Source organism: Marinobacter persicus (genome assembly GCF_900114155.1).
GTDB lineage: Bacteria > Pseudomonadota > Gammaproteobacteria > Pseudomonadales > Oleiphilaceae > Marinobacter > Marinobacter persicus.
On the sequence record NZ_FOSC01000002.1, the window covers coordinates 106084 to 123576 of the forward strand.

Annotated in this window: 17 protein-coding genes; 10 read left to right on the forward strand and 7 right to left on the reverse strand. The window is 60.7% G+C overall.

The genetic code is table 11. The features are described 5' to 3' along the window. Positions 1–15: 15 nt before the first annotated feature. Genes BMZ63_RS02455 through yihA form a run of 4 tightly spaced genes read right to left on the reverse strand, consistent with a single transcriptional unit; the run spans position 16 to position 4260 of the window. A complete protein-coding gene (locus BMZ63_RS02455) occupies positions 16–1617 on the reverse strand; it encodes a GMC family oxidoreductase (protein WP_091701814.1) in 1602 nt (533 codons plus the stop codon). Further along, positions 1604–2206 carry a hypothetical protein gene (locus tag BMZ63_RS02460; protein WP_091701210.1) on the reverse strand — a complete coding sequence of 201 codons (603 nt, stop codon included), beginning with the start codon at positions 2204–2206 and terminating at the stop codon, positions 1604–1606. Before BMZ63_RS02460 ends, BMZ63_RS02455 begins: the two co-directional genes overlap by 14 nt. Positions 2207–2213: 7 nt before the next feature. Next, positions 2214–3635 (reverse strand): coniferyl aldehyde dehydrogenase, encoded by a 1422-nt coding sequence (locus tag BMZ63_RS02465; protein WP_091701213.1) that lies wholly within the window; start codon positions 3633–3635, stop codon positions 2214–2216. After that, positions 3625–4260, reverse strand: a complete 636-nt coding sequence (yihA, locus tag BMZ63_RS02470) for a ribosome biogenesis GTP-binding protein YihA/YsxC (protein ID WP_091701217.1) — start codon at positions 4258–4260, stop codon at positions 3625–3627. Before yihA ends, BMZ63_RS02465 begins: the two co-directional genes overlap by 11 nt. A 182-nt stretch (positions 4261–4442) precedes the next feature. Between yihA and BMZ63_RS02475 the strand changes: the two genes are divergently transcribed. From BMZ63_RS02475 to BMZ63_RS02485, 3 genes are all read left to right on the forward strand, one after another. Beyond that, positions 4443–5051, forward strand: coding sequence for a c-type cytochrome (locus BMZ63_RS02475; RefSeq protein WP_091701220.1), 609 nt, complete (start codon positions 4443–4445; stop codon positions 5049–5051). Positions 5052–5208: 157 nt separating this feature from the next. Next, positions 5209–5844, forward strand: a complete 636-nt coding sequence (locus BMZ63_RS02480) for a thiol:disulfide interchange protein DsbA/DsbL (protein ID WP_091701222.1) — start codon at positions 5209–5211, stop codon at positions 5842–5844. Between the two features lie 48 nt (positions 5845–5892). Then, positions 5893–6753: an endonuclease/exonuclease/phosphatase family protein gene (locus BMZ63_RS02485; RefSeq protein WP_091701225.1), complete on the forward strand. Its 861-nt coding sequence runs from the start codon at positions 5893–5895 to the stop codon at positions 6751–6753. Between the two features lie 71 nt (positions 6754–6824). Here BMZ63_RS02485 and rpmG read toward each other — a convergent pair whose 3' ends face one another. From rpmG to radC, 3 genes are all read right to left on the reverse strand, one after another. After that, positions 6825–6980: a 50S ribosomal protein L33 gene (rpmG, locus tag BMZ63_RS02490; protein ID WP_091701227.1), complete on the reverse strand. Its 156-nt coding sequence runs from the start codon at positions 6978–6980 to the stop codon at positions 6825–6827. 11 nt (positions 6981–6991) lie between these two features. Continuing rightward, positions 6992–7228: a 50S ribosomal protein L28 gene (gene rpmB / locus BMZ63_RS02495; protein ID WP_011786975.1), complete on the reverse strand. Its 237-nt coding sequence runs from the start codon at positions 7226–7228 to the stop codon at positions 6992–6994. A 222-nt stretch (positions 7229–7450) separates the two neighbouring features. Further along, positions 7451–8125 carry a RadC family protein gene (gene radC, locus BMZ63_RS02500; RefSeq protein ID WP_091701230.1) on the reverse strand — a complete coding sequence of 225 codons (675 nt, stop codon included), beginning with the start codon at positions 8123–8125 and terminating at the stop codon, positions 7451–7453. A gap of 162 nt (positions 8126–8287) precedes the next feature. On the opposite strand from radC, the gene coaBC reads away from it, so the two are divergent. From coaBC to argA, 7 genes are all read left to right on the forward strand, one after another. Continuing rightward, on the forward strand, positions 8288–9502 hold the full coding sequence (coaBC, locus tag BMZ63_RS02505; RefSeq protein WP_091701233.1) for a bifunctional phosphopantothenoylcysteine decarboxylase/phosphopantothenate--cysteine ligase CoaBC: 1215 nt from the start codon (positions 8288–8290) through the stop codon (positions 9500–9502). Further along, on the forward strand, positions 9499–9960 hold the full coding sequence (dut, locus tag BMZ63_RS02510) for a dUTP diphosphatase (protein ID WP_091701236.1): 462 nt from the start codon (positions 9499–9501) through the stop codon (positions 9958–9960). Before coaBC ends, dut begins: the two co-directional genes overlap by 4 nt. A gap of 91 nt (positions 9961–10051) precedes the next feature. Beyond that, the gene (locus tag BMZ63_RS15215) at positions 10052–12736 is read left to right on the forward strand and encodes a phosphomannomutase/phosphoglucomutase (protein WP_091701238.1); all 2685 of its coding nucleotides are present in this window, start codon (positions 10052–10054) and stop codon (positions 12734–12736) included. A gap of 49 nt (positions 12737–12785) precedes the next feature. Continuing rightward, positions 12786–13682, forward strand: coding sequence for an acetylglutamate kinase (gene argB / locus BMZ63_RS02520; RefSeq protein ID WP_091701240.1), 897 nt, complete (start codon positions 12786–12788; stop codon positions 13680–13682). 38 nt (positions 13683–13720) lie between these two features. Continuing rightward, complete coding sequence (locus BMZ63_RS02525) at positions 13721–14983, forward strand: acetylornithine deacetylase (protein WP_091701243.1); 1263 nt, start codon at positions 13721–13723, stop codon at positions 14981–14983. A gap of 17 nt (positions 14984–15000) precedes the next feature. Beyond that, on the forward strand, positions 15001–16185 hold the full coding sequence (argE, locus tag BMZ63_RS02530) for an acetylornithine deacetylase (RefSeq protein WP_091701244.1): 1185 nt from the start codon (positions 15001–15003) through the stop codon (positions 16183–16185). Continuing rightward, positions 16182–17489, forward strand: a complete 1308-nt coding sequence (gene argA, locus BMZ63_RS02535) for an amino-acid N-acetyltransferase (RefSeq protein WP_091701247.1) — start codon at positions 16182–16184, stop codon at positions 17487–17489. The genes argE and argA overlap by 4 nt, the downstream gene beginning before the upstream one ends. Positions 17490–17493: the final 4 nt, after the last annotated feature.

The window sequence follows — 17493 nt, forward strand, 5'->3', positions numbered from 1 at the left end:
TGTTCTCGAAGCGGCTCAGGATACCAGCATTGCCAACTTCATCGCCAATTTCTCGCTGTTTCTGGCTGCCAGGGCGTACACCGTCAGTTGCGGGTTGGCGCCGATGCTGGTTGGAAACAGTGAGGCATCGTGGATGCTCAGGTTGGCCACGTGATGGTGTTCGCCAAAACTGTTGGTGACCGAGTTTTCGGGCTTGCTGCCCATGGCGCAACCGCCCATTTGATGGGCGGTGAACAATCGTGTGCGGTGAACCTGCATGGGCAGTGCGCGAATGGCCTCCCGTGCGTCACGCCAACGGGTGTACCAGCGGGCGTCCATGTGAATGGGCTGAACCGCCCGGGCACCGGCGGCAAACTGGAGCTCTGCCATGGTGAGATACGCCTCGCGCAGGCCTCGCCAGAGATAGTCGGTCAGTGGGTAGTCGAGTACCGGGCTGCCGTCGTCTCGCAGATGTACTGTGCCACCAGGGCTATCCGGATGAAAACCGTCACGCAGCAGGGCGATCAGGGCCTGCATGTGGGGCAGCTGTTTCAGGCTTTTGTATTGTTTCCGGCCGTGGCTGGGCACCACGGCGGCGGCCAGGGCCGGGTGCAGCGGCGGTACTTCCAGTTTGTAACCGGCGGGCCCGGTGACACCGTCGCGGAAATTGAACGTGTCGCAATAAACGGATTGGGGCGCGCCATAGTAGGGTGCAACCGTTTCGGGCATGCGTGCGACACAGGCATTGACCGGGTGCAGGAAGGTGCGCTTGCCCACCTGTTCGAAAGGGTCGGGTAATTGCGAACGCAGTAGCAGCGCGGGTGTGCCAAGGGCGCTGGCGGCCACCACGAAATGCCGGGCTCTCAGGGTGACCGTTGCCCCGTTCGGTGTCAGTCCGTCGCTAGCCAGTGCGCTGGCCTGGAGATGGGAAATGTGATCCTGCTGCATCACCAGCCGTTCGGCACGCAGGCTGTGGTATAACGTTGCCCGGTGGTTCAGCGCACCGGGAATGCAGGTGAGTAGCGTGCCCTGCTTGGCATTGGTGGGGCAGCCGACACCACAATAACCGAGGTTCCAGCAGCTTTTGACGTTGCGGGGTATCACGCCCCAGGCATAGTCCAGCGCCTCGCAACCCCGGCGCAGAACATCGTTGTTGGTGTTGGGGGGTATCCGCCAGGGCGCCACACTGTGGCGCTGCTCACGGCTGTCGAACCAGGGCGCGAGGGCTTGCGGGCTCAGGTCTTCCAGGCCGAAACCTTGCTGCCAGTGGTTGAGGGTTGGCTCGGGCGTGCGAAAGCTACTGGTCCAGTTGACGGTGGTGGAGCCACCCACGCACCGGCCCTGCAGTATGGCGATGCTGCCATCGGCGGTCATCCGGCTCATGCCTTCCTGGTACAGGCTGGCATAGGCTTCGTGTTCGTCCATCCGGAAATCTGGCTGATGATACAGCCGGCCTTCCTCCACCAGTACGACCCGCAGACCGGCTTCGGCCAGAATTTCGGCCGTGGTACCGCCGCCCGCGCCGGTGCCAACCACCACCACGTCGCTTTCCACCGTCTGGTCGCCGGAAAGCGTGCTGGCGTCGGTGATTCGCCAGCCTCTGGCGATGCCTTGTTCAATGGGGTCAGTCATGCCGATTCCGCCGGTTGTGAAATTGTGGCAGGGCACTGACCGCCCAGGCCGGCGGCCCGGGGTAGCCACTGGCCGGCCAGTGTTCCCGGGCGCCATAAAAAGCCACGTTGGTCAGTTTGCTCAGGGCAATATAGCCGCTATTAAGCAAACCGAAACGACTGTCGCGCCAACGCTGCAGGAACGCATGGGCCTGTTCCTGACTCACTGTTGACCAGTCCCGCCAGATGCCCGCCAGGGCTATGCGACCGGGCGCGAGGTTCAGCAGGTCGAACAGTTTGCGCAGTTGTTGCCGGTTGGCCGGGCTGAACGCGCTGATGCCCTGGTCAATGCGAATCAGGGTGTTATCCATCGAACGTTGGTAAGGCTCCGGGCTCGCCGGTAGCGCGCCGGCGAGCAAAGCCGGCAACAGGGCCTGGAAAAGCACAATGTCCTGGCGGGAGAGAAACTGGAAATCATGGTCGGGGACTCTGGCTGCCTGGCCTTCCGGTTTTCCGGCCGGGGCGTTGTTGTAACCGCCAAGGTGCACACCGAGCCCGGCCGCGCCCAACACCAGGGTGCCGCCAAGCCCAAGTTTCAGAAAGCCCCGGCGATTCATGGCGGGCTCAACGAATAAACAGCTTGTAGACGAGCCGGTGAATCAGCCCGCCATGGGGCGGATAAACAAACCGGCCACTGTTGAATTTCTGGCGGATGAATACCGCCCGCTGGTGGGAGAAAGTCAGAAACCCCTCTTTGCCGTGGTAATGGCCCATGCCGGAATCACCAATGCCGCCGAACGGCAGGTCTTCCTGGGCCACGTGCATCAGCGTGTCGTTGATGCAGGCGCCGCCGGAATGGGTGCGCGCCAGCAGTGATTGCTGCAGCTCCTTGTCGTAACTGAAGAAGTACAGGGCCAGTGGGCGCGGGCGGTCGTTCACGTAGTTGATGGCGTCATCCACGGTGGTGTAGGGCACCACCGGCAGGATCGGCCCGAAAATTTCTTCCTCCATGACAGCCATGCCTGGCCGGGTGTTCAGCAGCAGGGTGACCGGCATCTTGCCGTTGGCTTGACGGAAGTCCTCGTTGGCCGGATTGATCTCTAGGGGCTGCGCGCCCTGGTCACAGGCTTGCTTTAATAATGCCTGTAAACGGTGGTACTGGCGCTCATTGATGATGGCGGTGTAATCGGGGTTACTGCCCAGGCTCGGGTACATTTTTCCGAATTGCTTGCGGAATTCCGCCACAAACTCGTCCACCCGGTGGGCCGGGCATAACACGTAATCCGGTGCGACGCAGGTCTGGCCGGCATTGAGTGCCTTGCCGAAGGCAATGCGACTGGCGGCGTCGGCCATGGGGACATCCGGTCCGATGATGGCCGGCGACTTGCCGCCCAGTTCCAGGGTCACAGGGGTCAGGTTGTCGGCGGCGGCTCGCATTACCAGTCGGCCAACGGTGGTGGAGCCGGTAAACAGCAGGTGATCGAACGGTTGTCGGGAGAACTCGGCGGCGACATCCGCCTCGCCGGTAATCACGCACACCTGCTGCTCGTCAAAGTAACGGCCGACCAGCTGCTGGAGCAGCGCCGAGGTATGTGGGGTGAATTCCGACATTTTCACCATCACCCGGTTACCGGCGGCCAGTGCGGCCACCATCGGGCCGATGGCCAGATACAGCGGATAGTTCCAGGGCACAATGATGCCCGCCACGCCCTTGGGCTGATAAATCACGAGGTTCTTTGCCGGGCGGAACAGCGCGGAGACCCGCCGGCGGGGCGCTTTCATCCAGCGGCCCAGATGCCTGCGGGCGTAATGGATAGCTTCGAGGGACGGCAGGAGTTCGGCAATCCGGGTTTCATCCGCCGAGCGGCCGGAGAAATCCCGGTCAATGGCATCAACAAGCTCGTGCTGATGTGTCAGCAAGAGCTGCCTGAGCGTGGCCAGCCGCTGCCGCCGCTCGTCCGCCGCCGGCGCCGGGTGGGCGCGGAATGCTTCCCGCTGGCGGGCGAACACCCGGCGGGTGCGCTCAAGACCGCTCTCAGCCGGCATCGTCTGGTGCCTCCAGCCAGTCAGCCAGCGCCTCCCGGCATTCGTCGACACCGCGTTTGGAGGTGGCGGAGAACATGATCAGATGCTCCACGCACTGGAAATCCTTAAGCTTTTTGGCGATGCCCAGCATGCTGGTTTTGGCCTGGCCGAACTTCAGCTTGTCGGCCTTGGTGGAGAGAATCATCAGCGGCAGTTGATTGTGTTCGCACCACTCCACCATCATCTGGTCAAATTCGGTGAGTGGGTGGCGAATGTCCATAACCAGCACCAGGCCACGCAGGCAGCGCCGCTCGTTCAGGTAGTGGCCCAGATGCTGCTGCCAGTCGTCCTTCATGTCCCGGGAGACCTTTGCGTAGCCGTAGCCCGGCAAATCAACAAGATGCATGCCAGGTTTGTTCAGGCTGAAAAAGTTGATCAGCCGGGTGCGGCCGGGGGTTTTACTGGTACGGGCCAGTTTGCCGTTGGCGGTAATGGCGTTCAAAGCGCTGGACTTGCCGGCGTTGGAGCGTCCGGCGAAGGCTACCTCGGCGCCGTTGTCGGGGGGGCATTCCTCCAGACGCGATGCGCTGATCAGAAAACGGGCGCTGTTGAAAGAGAGGCTTTTTTGAGTCAGGTCAGAGTCCACGACGGTTCGCGTTCCTTTGGATTTCAGTTGCTGGCGATTAATGTATAATGCTACACCAATTTCCGGTGGAGCGCTGTGCGCTGCCGCTGTCAGAAACAGTTTCCAGCCTGATGGGTCAGTGCCTACCGGCTGAACAATCAAGAACATTATCTAGTTTCAAAGATGAGAGAAGCGGAGCGAGCATGAAAAGACTGATCGCAGGAGTTGTTCTCGGAGTTGGCCTTGCAGCGACGGCTCACGGGGCTGGAGATCCGGCAGCAGGTGAACAGAATGCAGCGGTATGCACAAGTTGCCACGGCCAGGGCGGTGGCAAGCCGATCATGGGAAGCTATCCAAAACTGACGGGGCTGGGTGAGCGTTACCTGTACGACCAGTTGGTTGCCATTAAGGAAGGCGATCGCGCCATTCCGGAAATGACCGGCCTGCTGGATAGTATGTCTGACCAGGATCTGCAGGATCTGGCTGCGTACTTCGACGATCAGGAAATGGTCGTGAACCAGGCTGACCCGGACCTGGCCTCCCAGGGTGAAGCCCTGTTCCGTGGCGGCAACATGGCTTCCGGCGTGCCGGCTTGCTCCGGCTGTCATTCGCCCAACGGTAACGGCAATGCGCCGGGTGGCTATCCAGCCATCGGTGGCCAGAATGCCGAATACCTGGCTGCTCAGTTGAAGGCTTACCGTTCCGGTGAGCGTGCAGGCACCTCCAATGCCCAGATCATGGTGGATGTGGCAACTGAGTTGACCGACGCTGAAATTGAGGCAGTGGCCAGTTACATCTCCGGCCTGGAGTGAGGCGCGAAGATTCACCGGCACAACAGGAACCCCGCTTAATGCGGGGTTTTTGCTGTTTACGGTTCCGTAAGGTTTTATGACCGCTGCGCTGTGGAGCTTTGGTGCTGCGCTGGGCCATAATGAAATTTGAATCTATTTATTTTTTCGGAGACCCCTGATGATCAGAACTTTTGGTGCCGTTGCCCTTCTGGCCGTTTCGCTGTTGTCATCTACCGCCGTCCATGCCCAGTCCTGGGAAGACGGAACCCATTACCGCACCCTGGACAATCCGGTGCGTACAGCATCGGATGAAGGTGTCGAGGTTGCGGAGGTGTTCTGGTACGGGTGTCCGCATTGCTACAACTTCAAGCCGCTGGCGGAAAGCTATGAGGAAAACGCGCCGGATTATGTCAACTATGTGCGTTTGCCGGCGGCGCTTGGTCGTAGCTGGGAGCCTCATGCTTACGCATTCTATGCCCTGGAAGCCATGGATGAGCTGAGCCAGGACGTTCACGATGGCCTGTTCGAGGCCCTGGCCGGTGAGCGACGTCCGCTGAACGATGCCGAATCCCTGGCCGATTTTGTCGCTCAGTACGGTGTTGATGCCGAGGAGTTTGTCAGCACCTACAACAGCTTTGGCGTTCGAGCCCGGGTGCAGCAGGCCCAGTCAAAAATCCGGGGCGCACGCATTACCGGAACGCCGACCATGCTGGTGGATGGCAAGTACGTGACCAGCGCATCCATGGCCGGTGGCCACGAAAATGTGCTGAAAGTGGTTGAGTATCTGGCGGAGAAGGAAAACGCCGAGGAATAAGCCTGTTCCAGTGCCTCGGCCTGGGGCCGGGGCCGGGGGAGCCCGACCATGTACAAGCGGATTCGCAGCCAGCTTGACGAACTTCTGAAGAATCGGGAGCGGCCGTGCAGTACCTGTTCGGGCAGCGATCATGTGCCGGAATTCGAGCCGCATCGGCACATCCGTTTGCTTACCTTCAACATCCAGGTGGGCATCAACACCTCTTCCTACCACCACTACCTGACTCGTAGCTGGCAGCATGTGCTGCCCCATCGGCGGCGTTTCCAGAATCTTGACCGTATTGCCACGCTGCTCAGTCAGTACGATGTTGTGGCCCTGCAGGAGTGCGACGGTGGCAGTTTGCGCAGTGGTTATATCAACCAGGTCCAATATCTGGCCGAGGCTGCCGGCATTCCGTACTGGTATCAGCAGCTGAACCGCAATCTCGGGCCGGTGGCCCAGCACAGTAACGGTTTTCTGAGCCGGTTCCGGCCGCTTGATGTCACCGAGCACAAGTTGCCGGGGTTGATCCCGGGCCGGGGCGCCATTATTGCCCGTTACGGCATGGAAGAAGACCCCCTGGTGCTGGTGCTGATGCACCTGTCGCTCAGCAAGAGTGCCCAGCATCGCCAACTGGCCTATATCCACGAGCTGATTGCCGATTACCGGCATGTGGTGCTGATGGGAGATATGAATGCCCACGCCGAACAGCTGCTAACGCAAACGCCGCTCAAAAACGCCGATCTGGTACCGCTGCCGGCCACCGCCCACAGTTTTCCCAGCTGGCGCCCGGAGAAGGCCCTGGATCACATTCTGGTCAGCCCGTCGCTGGATATCCGGCGTTCGGAGGTGGTCAGCTACCCCATGTCGGATCATCTGCCCATCGCCATGGATGTGGCTCTGCCAAAGGGCTACCTGGAAACGTTCTAGCAGCCTCCGGCTTTTTTCCGGGCAATAAAAAAACCCGGCACCAGGCCGGGTTTTTTCGGAGACAAGAGCAATTACTTGATCTTGGCTTCCTTGTACTCAACGTGCTTGCGAACCACCGGATCGTACTTTTTCATAGCGATTTTTTCCGGGGTGTTACGCTTGTTCTTTTTGGTCGTGTAGAAGTGACCAGTGCCTGCTGAAGATACCAGCTTGATTTTTTCGCGCATGATGCGGCTCCTTATACTTTCTCGCCGCGGGCACGAAGATCGGCCAGCACAGCGTCAATGCCTTTTTTGTCGATGATGCGCATACCCTTGGTGGAAACGCGCAGCTTCACGAAACGCTTTTCGGATTCAACCCAAAAGCGGTGGTTCTGCAGATTCGGCAGAAAACGACGACGAGTGTGGTTCATCGCGTGGGAAACGTTGTTACCGGTAACCGGACGCTTACCGGTAACCTGACAAACTCTGGACATACTTGCCTCCGACCTGAGCAGTGGTCTTAATAATCAATACGAATTCGTTTTAATGCGTCTCTGGTTGCCGGGGAACCTTGTTTCGCCCCCTGTTCGCGCCTTTGAACGGAACGCTGCCTGCCAGACGCCTCCAGAAAGGGACGCTTTTATACCAGAACTGGCCGGCCAACGCAAAAAATTGTTGGGAATTTGGCCAGAATCCGGACGTTTTGTCCCTGTCGATCACATAAGTCCTCTTTCGGCCAGCGATATTACCTCACCGTGGCCGATAACCATATGGTCAAGAACCCTGATATCCACCAGGCCCAAGGCTTCTTTCAGCCTGCGGGTCAGGGAAATGTCCGCCTGGCTGGGTTCGGCCACGCCACTGGGGTGATTGTGGGCGAAGATCACTGCTGCGGCATTATCTTCAAGGGCCTGGCGCACCACTTCCCGGGGGTAGACGGCGGCGCCGTCAATGGTGCCCCGGAATAGCTCCCGGTACTGGATGACACGGTGGCGGTTGTCCAGGAACAACCCGGCAAACACTTCGTGCGGGTAAGTGCCCAGACGGCTGGTGAGAAAGCGCCGGGTATCGGCGGGTGAGCGCAGCGGATCACCCTGGCGCAAGGGTTCGTCCATTACCCGTCGGGCCATTTCCATGGCGGCCTGCACCTGGGCGTATTTGGCGGTGCCCAGTCCCTTCACCTCGCAGAACTGCCGGCGCGAGGCGGTCATCAGCCCGCGCAGACCACTGAACTCCTCCACCAGTTGCCGTGCCATGGTCATGACCGGCGTGCCAGTGGTGCCGGTGCGCAGAAAAATGGCCAGCAACTCGGCATCGGAAAGGGACTCCGGGCCGTGGTTCAACAGGCGTTCACGGGGGCGTTCGTCGGTGGGCCAGGAGGTTTGTGGCATGGCGGCTTCCTTGCGGGTCTGAGTGTTGATGCATCCTGCATCGCTTGGCAATTGCAAAGGTTACTGCAAAAGGTAACATTTGGGAATCGCTCGGCGGCTGCCCGGTGATGCCGGTCGTGGTATCGTAGGTGGCTTTCATTTCAGGGAATTCATGGAGTCCCCATGGCTGGCAAACGACTTTTGCTGGGAATTACCGGTGGCATTGCCGCCTATAAGAGTGCCGAACTGGTGCGGCTGCTGAAAAAAGCGGGCTGCGAGGTGCGCGTAGTGATGACGCCCGGTGCCGAGGCATTCGTGGCGCCGCTCACCTTTCAGGCGCTCAGCGGCGAGCCGGTGCGCACCTCCCTGCTGGACCCGGAAGCCGAAGCCGGCATGGGCCATATCGAGCTGGCCAAGTGGGCCGACCAGGTGCTGGTGGCGCCAGCCTCGGCGGATTTTCTGGCCCGCCTGGCCCATGGTCTGGCGGATGATCTGCTGGCGACCGTGTGTTGTGCAACCGAGGCACCGATTGCCGTGGCGCCGGCCATGAATCAGGCCATGTGGAAAAACCACCGCACCCAGCGCAACCTGGCGCTGCTATCCGAAGATCCGCAGATTTCCGTGTGGGGCCCGGATCAGGGGGATCAGGCCTGTGGTGATACCGGCCCCGGCCGTATGCTGGAGCCTGAGGCCCTCGCGGATCGCGTTTTGGCACAGCCTGAACCACAAACCGGGTCTGTTCTGGCTGGCAAGCGGGTGGTGATCACCGCCGGGCCAACCCGGGAGCCGATTGATCCGGTGCGTTATATCTCCAATCACAGTTCCGGCAAAATGGGTTATGCCCTTGCCGAAGCTGCCGCCCGTGCCGGGGCGGTGGTGGTGCTGGTCAGTGGGCCGGTCACCTTGCCGGTGCCCAGAGGCGTGGAGATGCGGCCGGTGCAAACCGCCACCGACATGCTGGCAGCAGCCAGCCAGGCGGTGGATGAGGGCTGCGATATTTTCATTGCCACCGCTGCTGTTGCCGATTACCGCCCGAAAGCGACCGCCGGCGATAAAATCAAGAAAAACAGCGAGGCCATGGCGCTTGAACTGGTGCGCAACCCGGATACTCTGGCCACCATCGCCGCCCGTCCGGATGCCCCGTTTACCGTGGGCTTTGCCGCTGAAACCCGGGATGTCGAGCGTTATGCCACCGACAAAATGCAACGCAAGAAACTGGATATGATCGTTGCCAACGATGTGTCTGTGCCCGGGTTGGGCTTTAACAGCGACCAGAACGCCGTGAGTGTGTTCTGGCCAGAAGGCCGTGCCGACATCGGCCCGGCCTCCAAACAGGCGATCGCCGGGCGCCTGGTGGCGTTGATTGCCCAACACTGTGAACAAGGCGTGAATGAATGAGCAAAAAGACCTTCCAACTGAAAATCCTGGACCCGCGCATTGGCGGAGAGATTCCGTTCCCTCACTATGCCACTGACGGCTCGGCCGGGCTGGACCTGAGAGCCTGTCTGCAGCAGCCGTTAACATTGCAGCCGGGGCAAACGGAGCTGATTCCCACCGGCTTGTCGGTACACATCGCCGACCCCTCCCTGGCGGCCATGATCCTGCCCCGAAGTGGGCTGGGTCACAAGCACGGCATCGTGCTTGGAAATCTGGTCGGGTTGATTGATTCGGACTACCAGGGTGAGCTGATGGTGTCCTGCTGGAATCGCGGTTCGGCCGAATTTACCGTCAATGTGGGCGAGCGCATTGCCCAGATGGTACTGGTGCCAGTGGTTCAGGCGGACTTTGAGGTGGTGTCGGAGTTTGACGCCAGTACACGCGGCGAGGGCGGCTTTGGCTCCACCGGCCGCCACTGATTGAAAAGCACGCCGTGCGCGGTTCTGGCCACGGGCGTCTATAATTGCCGGATACAAAGGCTCCGGAGCTCAAAATAAAGCGGGATGCTCTATGAAATTTGGTAAGAAAAAGACACAGGATCCGTCGGCTGGTGAGGAAAAGCCGGTCAAAAACCAGAAAAAGAAATTTGGTCGCAAGGGCGACAAGAGTAACGGTGGCCAGACCTCTAAGCTCAAGCGTCTGGGTTCCGTGGCTGCCAGCCAGTCATTGGTGCTGGTGGTCGCGGCCATAGCGATTACCGCCTTGCTGCACTTTCTGGTACTCACCCCGGCCGCCAAAGAGACCCGTGAGCAGACTCTTTCCATGCAGGCGGATATCGCCCAGAAGGCCCTCAACCGCTTTTTCGCCCAGCGACAGGATCAGGTAAAAGCCGTGGCCAGCCAGGCATACGTGGCTGATGGACTGGCAAATGGTGATGCCCAGAGCACGCTGGCCAGTGAGCTGAAGCCGGCGCTGCCAGGTGCCGAAAGCGTGTTTGTGTTCCCGCGCCGGGAAATTCCGCGCACTGGCAGCACCCGGACCCTGCTCGGTTTTGCCGGCCTGGAATTGCTGCGTCGGGCCGAGCAGGGCCGCTCCCTGGTGCCGGACGCCTTCCCCCGCGACAATCGCTGGTATTTCCAGTTTGCCGCGCCCATTGAAAATCCCCGTACCGGCACAGTGGCCGGCACTTTGCTGGCGGTGTATCCGGCCAGTGAAATCAGTCAACTGCTGAGCCCTCAGCAAACCGGTCTGCAGGGGCGCCTGGCACTGGTGCAAACGGTTTCCGGTAACAGCCGGACCGTGATTGCCGCCGGTAACGGCTCCGGGCAGGAAGAAACCCGCAGCCTGCTTAATCCGGACTGGTCGGTGACCTACACGCCGGCGGCTGGTGGCCAGGCACAGGTTGGCCTGGTGCCCGTTGCCCTGTTTGTCGGTTTGCCGGTGCTGGTGGCTATTATCCTGTGCTGGCTTCTGCTGGCCGGCGCTCAGCGTGGGTTGCGCCGGGATATGACCGCCCTGGTGCAGTGGTCCCACAAGGTGTTCGGTGGTGAGAAGGTGAAACTGCCCACCTTCCGCTGGGATATGGTGGCCGCGACCGGTGAGGTGCTCTACCGGCTGTCCCAGGTAGTGGAGAAACGGGTGGCGAAAGCCGGCGAGAACGCCCGGCCCAAACCGGCCCGCAAGGCCAGGCCAGGCAAGGACGAGCCGGCAGACGAAGAAGCGCCTTTGTTCCAGGACAACGATGTGCCGGATATCGACATGCTCGATGGCGACGAGGATGTGCTCGGTTTCGGCAAGGCCGGCGACAGCGGTTCGGGCAGCGATGATTCGCCCCTATTCGAAGACGACCTGCTGGATGTGGCCGAAAATCGCCCACCGGCGGTCACTATCGAACAGGAGATCTTCCGTGCCTATGACATTCGCGGCATCGTTGACCAGAACCTGTCAGCGGAGGTGGTGGAAGTTATTGGTAAGGCCATCGGTTCGGAAGCGTTTGATCGTGGCATAACATCGCTGTGCATTGGCTATGATGGCCGTCATTCCAGCCCGCAACTGGCAGAGGCCCTGGCCCGGGGCGTGATGTCCACCGGTTGTAATGTGATCAATATTGGCGCGGTGCCCACACCGGTGCTGTATTTTGCCACCCACCATCTGCAGACCGGCTCCGGTGTGATGGTGACCGGCAGCCACAACCCGGCCAATTACAATGGTCTGAAGATCATGCTGGGCGGTGAAACCCTGTCCGGCGACACCATACAGAAACTTTACCAGCGCACCCTGACTGCCGATTTCAGCAGCGGCCAGGGTGAGCAGAGCCAGCAAGACGTGCGCCGGGCCTACCTGGACCGCATCGTTGGTGATATCGCCGTGGCCGCACCGCTGAAGGTGGTGGTGGATGCCGGCAACGGCATTGCCGGTGAGCTCGGCCCGATGCTGATTGAAGAGCTGGGCTGCGAGGTGGTACCGCTGTACTGCGAGGTGGATGGCAATTTCCCCAACCACCATCCGGACCCGGGCAAGCCGGCCAACCTGAAAGACCTGATCGCCAAAGTGAACGAAACCGGCGCCGATCTCGGCCTGGCCTTTGACGGCGATGGCGATCGCCTGGGTGTGGTCACCAACACCGGCAAGATCATCTGGCCGGACCGGTTGATGATGCTGCTGGCCAAGGATGTGGTGTCCCGGAACCCGGGCGCTGACGTACTGTATGACGTGAAATGCAGCCGCCGCCTGGCCGGCGTGATTTCCGAAGCCGGCGGCCGGCCGATCATGTGGAAAACCGGCCACTCGCTGATGAAGGCCAAAATGAAGGAAACCGGTGCCTTGCTGGCCGGTGAAATGAGTGGCCATGTATTCTTCGGTGAGCGCTGGTACGGCTTTGATGACGGCCTGTACACCGCCGCCCGCCTGCTGGAAATCCTGGGGATCGAAGACCGGCACAGCGACGATGTGTTTGCCGATTTTCCGGAAGATATCAGCACGCCGGAGCTGAACGTCGAAGTTACGGAAAGTGAGAAATTCGGCATCATTGAACGCCTGGGTGAGCAGGGTGATTTTGGCGACGGCAGCATCAGTACCATTGATGGCATTCGGGTCGACTACACCGATGGCTGGGGCCTGTGCCGTGCCTCCAATACCACACCCATGCTGGTGTTGCGCTTTGAGGCGGAAACCGACGATGCCCTGGAACGCATCAAGTCGGTGTTCCGCGAGCAGCTGCAAAAAGCGGCCCCGACGGTGAACCCGGATTTCTGAACCCTGTTGACCACAACCCATTCTGACCTGCAAGGAAACTGACCAAACCATGGCGCTGGATCGTGAAACCGCAATGCAAGTCGCCTCGGTACTAAGCCGGGGCCTGCCCTACATACAACGCTTCACCGGCAAGACCGTTGTTATCAAGTACGGCGGCAACGCCATGGAAAACGAGGAACTGAAGAGCAGTTTCGCCCGTGACGTGGTACTGATGAAGCTGGTGGGTATCAACCCGATCGTGGTGCATGGCGGTGGTCCGCAAATTGGCGAGCTGCTGGAGCGCCTGAATATCCAGTCCCGCTTTGTGAATGGCATGCGGGTGACCGATTCCGAAACCATGGACGTGGTGGAAATGGTGCTCGGTGGCCAGGTCAACAAAGAAATAGTTTCGTTGATTAACTCCCACGGCGGCACCGCTGTCGGCCTGACCGGCAAAGACGCCAACCTGATCCGCGCCAGAAAGCTGGAAGTGGTGAACCGGTCGGAAGAACTGGAGCGCCCGGAAATCATCGACATCGGGCACGTGGGCGAGGTGGCCAGCGTGAATGTGGATGTCATCGACATGCTCACCCGCAGCAACGTCATTCCGGTGATTGCCCCTATTGGCGTGGGCCCGGACGGCGCGTCCTACAACATCAACGCCGACCTTGTCGCGGGTAAGGTGGCCGAGGCCATGAAAGCGGAGAAGCTGATTCTGCTGACCAACGTGTCCGGCCTGAAAGACAAGAACGACAAGGTTCTGACCGGCCTGACCGCCAAGCAAGTCAATGACCTGATTGACGACGGCACCATTCACGGTGGCATGCTGCCAAAAATCCGCTGTGCCCTGAACGCCGTCGAAAACGACGTGAAAACGGCCCACATCATTGATGGCCGGGTTGCTCACGCCTGCTTGCTGGAAATCTTCACCGATGAAGGTGTCGGTACTCTGATTTCACGTAACTGAGGTTTCACGCAACTGACAACTCGAGCGGGAGCCAACGGATGAAACGCCTGCTGTCTTTTCTGGTGATTACAGGGATTGTCGCGTTTGCCGGCTACAAGGCCGGCGTCTGGTATCTGGCTGACCAGCGCCTGAAGCAAGCCCGCTCGGCCCTCTCTGACCATGGCGTGGTGCATCGCGGGCAGATCGGCTCCGGCCTGGCGGGTACCCTGGTGCTGGAAGAGTCCGCCTGGGAAGACTTTCGGTTGACCCAGCCGGTGACCATCGGGAAGCTGGTGTTCGACGCCGGCTCGCCGCTCAGTCTGCTGACCACCCTGCTGGATCCAAAGGCCCTGCCCGCCCGTTGGCAGGTCACCGCCGAGGGCGTGAACCTGGCGCTGGAGCCGGCCATGTTCCGCAACTGGCTCGAGGCCCAGCCGGGCACGCAGGTGACATCTGAACCGCAAAAGCCGCCAATGCTCGCTCTCGCCTGTGGCCCGGACGCCCGACAACAGCCGGGCAGTGGTGATCTGCTGCGCATGGGCATTGATGCCCTGGCCGGCGACGTTACCCTGAACCAGACCCCGGATACCCTGAGCCTGGAATTGAACGCCGGCGACCTTGGCAGCCTGGAAGCCCGCTGGCCGGGTGGTCGCATCAGTCCGCTGTCGCCCGGGCAGGTGTTGCAAAGCAGTGATCAGCCCGTGGAAATGACCCTGCGTGACGCCGGCCTGATGCGCAAGCTGTCCGCCTATTGCGTCCGTGAAACCGGCGTTGAGCGTGAACAATGGTTGGCCAACGCTGCCCGGGCACTGGAGAGCAGCCTGCAGGCCCGCGGTTACCAGCCCAGCCGGCAATTGCTGGCGCTGTATCGCCAGTGGCTGAATGAAGGCGGCGAGCTGGCCTTTGATCTGCAGCCCGGTTCGCCAACGCTGGGCATTCCGGTTAATAAAACCGACGCAGACCGTGTTGAGAGCTGGCCGGTACGCTGGAACGGGCAGCGGGTGCCGGAAGTGTTTCTGACGGCCCGTGAAATCGCCGAACCGGCTTTGCCCCCCGAGGCCCTGGAACCGGTAACGCCCCGGGAAGACCCGGAAGTGCGCCAGTGGTATCCCGAACCACTGGATGCGGCCAATAACTGGCAAGGTCGGCAGGTAAGGGTCACACTGAACAATGGCAACCAGGTGGAAGGCCGGTTGCAACGTATCGGCGAGCGTGAACTGGAAGTCGCCCGCATTGTTGGAAGCGGTGAAGTGGCTTACCCGATACTCAAGCGCGCCATCACACGCTTTGAAGTCTGGCGCAGGGGCCGGCCAGAACAGTAACCCGACCGGAGGCAGCCATGCACACAGGCACACACCCAGGCAATATCGTGCCCGGCGTGCGCGAAATGCTGACCAGGCTGATTGGCCTGCCATCCATTTCCAGCGCCTCCAAAGACTGGGACCACAGCAACGAGGCGGTGATCCGCACCCTGGCCGAATGGCTGGAGGCGCTCGGCTTTACCATCGAAATTCTTGAAGTGCCGGGGCTGCCAGGCAAGTACAACCTGATCGCCACCCTCGGCAGCGGACCAGGAGGACTGGTGCTTGCCGGCCACACCGACACGGTGCCGTTTGACGACAAGCGCTGGCAGAGTGATCCGTTCACATTGACCGAGAAGGACAGTCGCTGGTACGGCCTGGGTACCTGCGACATGAAAGGCTTCTTCCCGCTGGCCATCGAGGCGGCAAAGGCGTTTGTTGATCAGCCCTTGCAGCAGCCGTTGATTATCCTCGCGACCGCCGATGAGGAAACCTCCATGAACGGCGCCAGGGCGCTGGCGGAAGCCGGCAGGCCCACGGCGCGCTATGCGGTGATCGGTGAACCCACCCGCCTGCAGCCGGTGCGCATGCACAAGGGCATTATGATGGAGCGGCTGGTGTTTGAGGGGCAATCCGGCCACTCTTCCGACCCGGAACTGGGACGCAGCGCACTGGAAGGCATGCACGAGGCATTGACCGAATTGCTGGACCTGCGCCGGCAATGGCAGGATCAGTACCGCAACCCCAATTTCCGGGTGCAGGTACCCACCCTGAACCTGGGCTGCATTCACGGTGGCGATAACCCGAACCGCATCTGTGCCCGCTGCGAGCTGCATTTTGACCTGCGGCCCCTGCCGGGCATGGATATGGAAAACCTGCGTCAGGCCATTCTGGGCCGGCTGCAGCCGCTGGCCGAACGTCGGCAGCTGGGCCTGAATTTCGAGCCCCTGTTCGACGGTGTACCGCCGTTTGAAACTCCGGCCGATGCGGCCCTGGTGAAAGCCTGTGAAAAGCTGACCGGCCACACCGCCCACGCGGTGGCCTTCGCCACCGAGGCGCCCTGGCTGCAAAAACTGGGTATGGAAACGCTGGTGATGGGGCCGGGCTCCATTGACCAGGCCCACCAGCCGGATGAATACCTGGAGCTCTCGCAACTCCAGCCCACCGTGGATATCCTGCGAGGGTTGATCCAACAGTTCTGTCTTGAAGGGAGTAAGGCTTGAAATCGAACGATTGGCTGCACGGCTTCCGCCACTCATCGCCCTACATCAATGCCCACCGTGGCCACACGGTGGTGCTGACCATGCCCGGCGATGCCATTGAGCACCGCAACTTCATCAATATCATCCACGACATTGCCCTGCTCAGCAGCCTGGGGGTGAAGCTGGTGGTGGCGTTTGGTGCCCGCCCGCAAATCCAGTCGCGCCTGGAGGATGCCGGCCAGGAGTCCTCGTTCGCCAATAATCTGCGCATTACCCCGGACGAGCAGCTGCCGCTGGTGATGGAAGCCATTGGTGGCCTGCGGGCCTACATTGAAAGCCAGCTCTCCATGGGGCTGGTGAACTCGCCCATGCACAACGCCCGCATTCTGGTGAGCAGCGGCAATTACGTCACCGCCAGGCCAGTCGGTGTGCTGGATGGCATCGATTTCGGCTACACGGGCAAAGTGCGTCGGGTGGATGCCCGTGGCATTGAGCAGCTGTTGGAACTGGGGCATATCGTTCTGCTGCCTCCCATGGGCTACTCGCCAACGGGTGACGCATTCAACCTCTCTTATGAGGACGTGGGCAGCCAGGTGGCCGCCGCGCTGGAAGCGGAAAAACTCATTGTTTTCATCGATGACGAAGGCCTGCTGGAGGAAGACGGCGCACTCATTCGCGAGCTGTCGGCACGCCAGGCCGCTGACCGGCTGGCTTCGAACAGTGTGACCGGGCATGACGCGGCCCTGCTGAAAGCTGCCTGCAATGCCTGCGTCAAAGGTGTGCGGCGTGCTCACATCATCAGCTATGCTGAAGATGGCGCCCTGCTGGAAGAACTGTTCACCCGGGACGGCTCCGGTACCCTGGTCAGCGGCGATAATTACGAGCAGATCCGCCAGGCCCGGGTGGAGGACATCGGCGGTATTCTGGAGCTGATCCAGCCGCTTGAGGAGCAGGGCATACTGGTGCGCCGGTCCCGGGAAATGCTTGAGACCGAGGTGGACAATTTTGTCGTCGCAGAGAGGGATGGCACCGTGGTGGGATGCGCCGCGCTGTACCACTACCCCGAAGAAGGTGCCGGCGAATTGTCCTGTTTTGCCGTTGACCCCAATTACCGGCGCGCCGGTCGGGGTGACGAGATTCTTGCCATGGTGGAGAAACTGGCCCGGGGCAAAGGTATTCAGAAACTGTTTATCCTCACCACCCAGACTGAACACTGGTTCCGGGAGCGGGGCTTTCTTCCGGCAGAGGTGCAGGAGCTTCCGGGGCCGAAACTGGCCACCTACAACACCCAGCGCAACTCCAAGGTTTTCTTCAAACCTTTGTAACAAC